This is a genomic window from Geobacillus sp. (assembly GCF_017515625.1).
GTDB classification, from domain to species: domain Bacteria; phylum Bacillota; class Bacilli; order Bacillales; family Anoxybacillaceae; genus Geobacillus; species Geobacillus stearothermophilus.
This window is the reverse complement of the sequence record NZ_JAFWFM010000008.1, coordinates 1-3518: the sequence shown is the minus strand read 5'-3', so window position 1 is coordinate 3518 and position 3518 is coordinate 1. Positions and strand designations below refer to the sequence as shown.

Annotated in this window: 4 protein-coding genes and 2 pseudogenes; 2 read left to right on the top strand and 4 right to left on the bottom strand. The window is 53.3% G+C overall.

Translation table 11 applies throughout. From position 1 onward, the window contains the following. Positions 1-136: 136 nt before the first annotated feature. Positions 137-277 (top strand): annotated as a pseudogene (locus IKE44_RS00565) (spore coat protein); the annotation flags it as partial. A gap of 93 nt (positions 278-370) precedes the next feature. Beyond that, the gene (locus tag IKE44_RS00560) at positions 371-1732 is read left to right on the top strand and encodes a S8 family peptidase (protein ID WP_049625120.1); all 1362 of its coding nucleotides are present in this window, start codon (positions 371-373) and stop codon (positions 1730-1732) included. A gap of 177 nt (positions 1733-1909) precedes the next feature. On the opposite strand, the gene IKE44_RS00555 is transcribed toward IKE44_RS00560, so the two are convergent. From IKE44_RS00555 to IKE44_RS00540, 4 genes and pseudogenes are all read right to left on the bottom strand, one after another. Then, positions 1910-2485, bottom strand: a complete 576-nt coding sequence (locus IKE44_RS00555; RefSeq protein ID WP_033015362.1) for a YitT family protein — start codon at positions 2483-2485, stop codon at positions 1910-1912. A gap of 154 nt (positions 2486-2639) precedes the next feature. Continuing rightward, complete coding sequence (locus IKE44_RS00550) at positions 2640-2810, bottom strand: twin-arginine translocase TatA/TatE family subunit (RefSeq protein WP_020959661.1); 171 nt, start codon at positions 2808-2810, stop codon at positions 2640-2642. 108 nt (positions 2811-2918) lie between these two features. Further along, positions 2919-3097, bottom strand: a pseudogene (locus tag IKE44_RS00545) (H-type small acid-soluble spore protein). A gap of 3 nt (positions 3098-3100) precedes the next feature. After that, complete coding sequence (locus IKE44_RS00540; protein WP_033015364.1) at positions 3101-3322, bottom strand: hypothetical protein; 222 nt, start codon at positions 3320-3322, stop codon at positions 3101-3103. Positions 3323-3518: the final 196 nt, after the last annotated feature.

The window sequence follows — 3518 nt, the reverse complement described above, 5'->3', positions numbered from 1 at the left end:
CTTCGTTCCGAAGGTGTCCGTTCTAGCCATATTCTATCCTATTCGTTGGCTAACGCCAACCGACATTCATCTCCCACTTTCACTGGTGCTGGCGCACCTTCACGTTTAGAAGTAGGAGACTTCTTTCGGAGGGAAGTTAAATGACGCGATTGCGTTTCACGAGCAAATTAGCCAATACATGATCAACAAAGGATACTATCATCCGACCAACGTCCAAGAGCAGCTGCGCGTCGATATGCAAACGGCGCAGCAAGTGTTGCAATCAGCCGGCCGCTGAACGCACAAATGGGATTCGCCTGCTGCAAGGGGAATCCCATTTTTCATGATTTGCCCTCCATTCGCCCATCCTAACAACAAGGAGGTGAACAGCGTGAAACGCCGATACCGAATATGGGCCGCGACCAGCGCGGTTGTTGCTCTACTCGTTGCCGCAGCCGCCTTGGGGCGACCGGCTCTAGAAGAAAACGCCCCGGCTCCACCACGGCTGAAGCCGTTTGACGCCGAGGTCGCACCCACCCATCCAACCGTTGTCGCCTTAGACAGCTTAAGCGCAGGCGAACAGCTGAAACAGCAGTTGAACAAGCACCCGCGCATTCGGGAAATCCTCCATAATCGCCGCGGTGACCGAAGCCATTATTTCGCCAATGAGATCGTCGTCCGCTTTCGGGCATTGCCATCGGAAAGCCGTCTTCAACAAATGGAGGCAGCCATCGCCGGCCAGCTCATCAAGCAGGTCGACCACGTGTTTGTATTCCGTTCGCGCGGGCAAACGTACGAAGAGATGCGCCGCTATTTCCGATCCCTTCCGATGGTTGATTATTGCGAACCGCACTACATTTACATGCAAAATGAGTGGAACAAGCCGGCGCTGATCCCGAACGATTCGTTTTACGCCCGCTACCAATGGAATTTGCCGGCCATTCATACCGAAGCCGGCTGGACGTTGTCGCGCGGCAAACAAACCGTGCCTGTCGCCATCATTGACAGCGGGGTCGATTTGACCCATCCCGATTTAATCCGCCGCCTTGGTCCCGGATACAACGTATTGGCCGACGACCGCTCTCCGAATGACGAAAATGGCCATGGCACCCATGTCGCTGGCATTATCGCCTCACAGCCGAACAACGACGAAGGAGTCGCCGGCATAACATGGTTCAACCCGATCATGGCCGTCAAAGCATTAAATGCGGACGGCTATGGAACGAGCATCGACGTGGCGAAAGGCATCCGCTGGGCGGTCGACCACGGGGCAAAGGTCATCAATTTAAGCCTTGGCAACTACCAACCATCCTCGGTGCTTGAAGAGGCGATCCGCTACGCCGACGCCCATGATGTCGTCCTTGTCGCCGCCTCCGGCAATGACAGCACATCACAGCCGAGCTTTCCGGCCGCGTATCCGGAAGTGATCAGCGTCGGGGCCGTCGACCCGGATCTATCCTACGCTTTGTATTCCAATTATGGCGAGTACATCGATGTGGTGGCGCCCGGGACGAACATTGCCAGCACATTTGCCGGCCATCAGTACGCCGCTCTTTCCGGCACATCCATGGCCGCTCCCCACGTCGCGGCGCTCGCCGCCTTGATTCGTTCCGTCAACCCGCAGCTTTCGAATGATGAAGTGCGCAGCATTATTTTAGAAAGCGCTGATGACTTAGGCGAGAGAGGAAAAGATCCGTATTATGGCTACGGACTTATCAACGTCTATCGTGCCCTCGAGCTGGCGAAACCGTGAACAAGCGCCCGCCTTCCATCTGGAACAGCCTGCATGCCGCCCGTTGCAACGGAATGACGCCATCTCAACGAAGCGTTGCAGGCTCGAACGCTCAAGTTCCATAACCGCCTCCCTTTCCGTCTTGATCATGACAGCGGACAGGCGGGGAATGGCCATGAAAAAACGGTGGGGACTGGATTACACCCCCATCGTTTTTTCGTGCGTCAATATCGTTGTCACCGCCCCAACAACCGTGACGACGACAAGCGAATGAACAAAGGGCACGGAGTCGATGATCAAGCTTCCAGCTGAAATGATGCACGCATCAATCACAAAAATAACGATCCCAACGTTCCAGTTCGTCAGCCGCGCGATAAACTGGGCGAGCAAGTCGGTGCCGCCCGTGCTTGTCTCCTCACGCAGCATCAACCCGATGCCTGCACCAACCAAGATTCCGCCGATCATGGCACTCCACAATGGATCGAGCGCCACCACGCCGCGCAACACCGACAATACGTCAATCATCCAAGAGGAAAACAAAAGACCGTGCAAACTGTTGTAAAAAAACGGGCGGTAGTAAAACCAAGCCGCCACGTAAAGCGGAACGCTTAAGACGATCATCATCAATCCGGCTTGCACGTTCCAGACATATTTGGCGATCAATCCGAGCCCGATCATTCCCCCATCAAGCAAATGGTGAGGAACTAAAAAGACGTTGATGCCAACGCCAATCAACAGGCTGCCGACGATCACCGCCGCCATTTTTTTGATCATCATGACTCCCCTCCGCCACCGGCTGATTGCAACGAACGAACGCACCTCCGTATATGTATATGGCGCTTGTCAGCAGAGCTTGTCTTTTTTTTTGCGGCGAGAGAACAATGGCCGACAAAGCAAAAAATAAGAGGCTAGGCTCTCGCCCAACCTCTTATTTTTGCGCTTTTGTCGCCTCGTCGTCGTCAATGATGCCCTTTGTCGCGTTTTTGAATTCACGCAGCGTTTTTCCAGCCGCTTGCCCTAACTCCGGCAACTTTTTCGGCCCGAAAATGAGCAATGCGAAAAAGACGATGAGCGCAATTTCTCCAAACCCGATGTTCATATTGCTCACTCCAATGTTCAAGCGTCATTTCTTTCGCTATTATATCATATTCGAACAAGGAGTGTCATCGGCTTTCCCTTGACAAAACAACGACAACTTGCCCGGCGCCTACAGCTCTTCAAGCAGGCGCACCGGTACGTCTTGCTCGCGTTCCGGCTCATCAGCAAAATAAATGCGCGCCATTCCCGCCTTTCATCGACGTGCTGAATGATCACCCGTTTTCCTTCATACGTCACCGGGACGATCTCTCCGGCCTCGGCGATCCGTTTCGCCCGCAGCAACTCCATTTCTTATTCGCCTCCTTTTGCACTGTCTTCCGCCTGCGCCCGCAAGCTTTTCCAAAACAATTCATCGTTGCAGACGATGGCGTTCAATTCCCCTTCGTCCCCTTTGGCGTTGATGATTTGCAATAACTGCGTCATATCGTCCGTTTCGCGGCGGTCGTTTTTCACCCAATCATCACCTTTCTTTGTCAAACTGTTGCATGGACAGCCGCTTTCCGGCAGCGGCATGTTTCTGCGGTTGACTCCCCCAAAAAAAAGAAGTATGATTCGAATTGATGTGTTAGAAAAGGAGCATTCCCGTTAGGAGCTTTTCCGGGGACTTGATCAAAAAAAGCCCTCTTGGTATGATGCAGGGGTGTCAAACAATACCTACCATCATGCCAAGGAGGACTTCAGATGAATTGTACACAAAACTATAAAATTG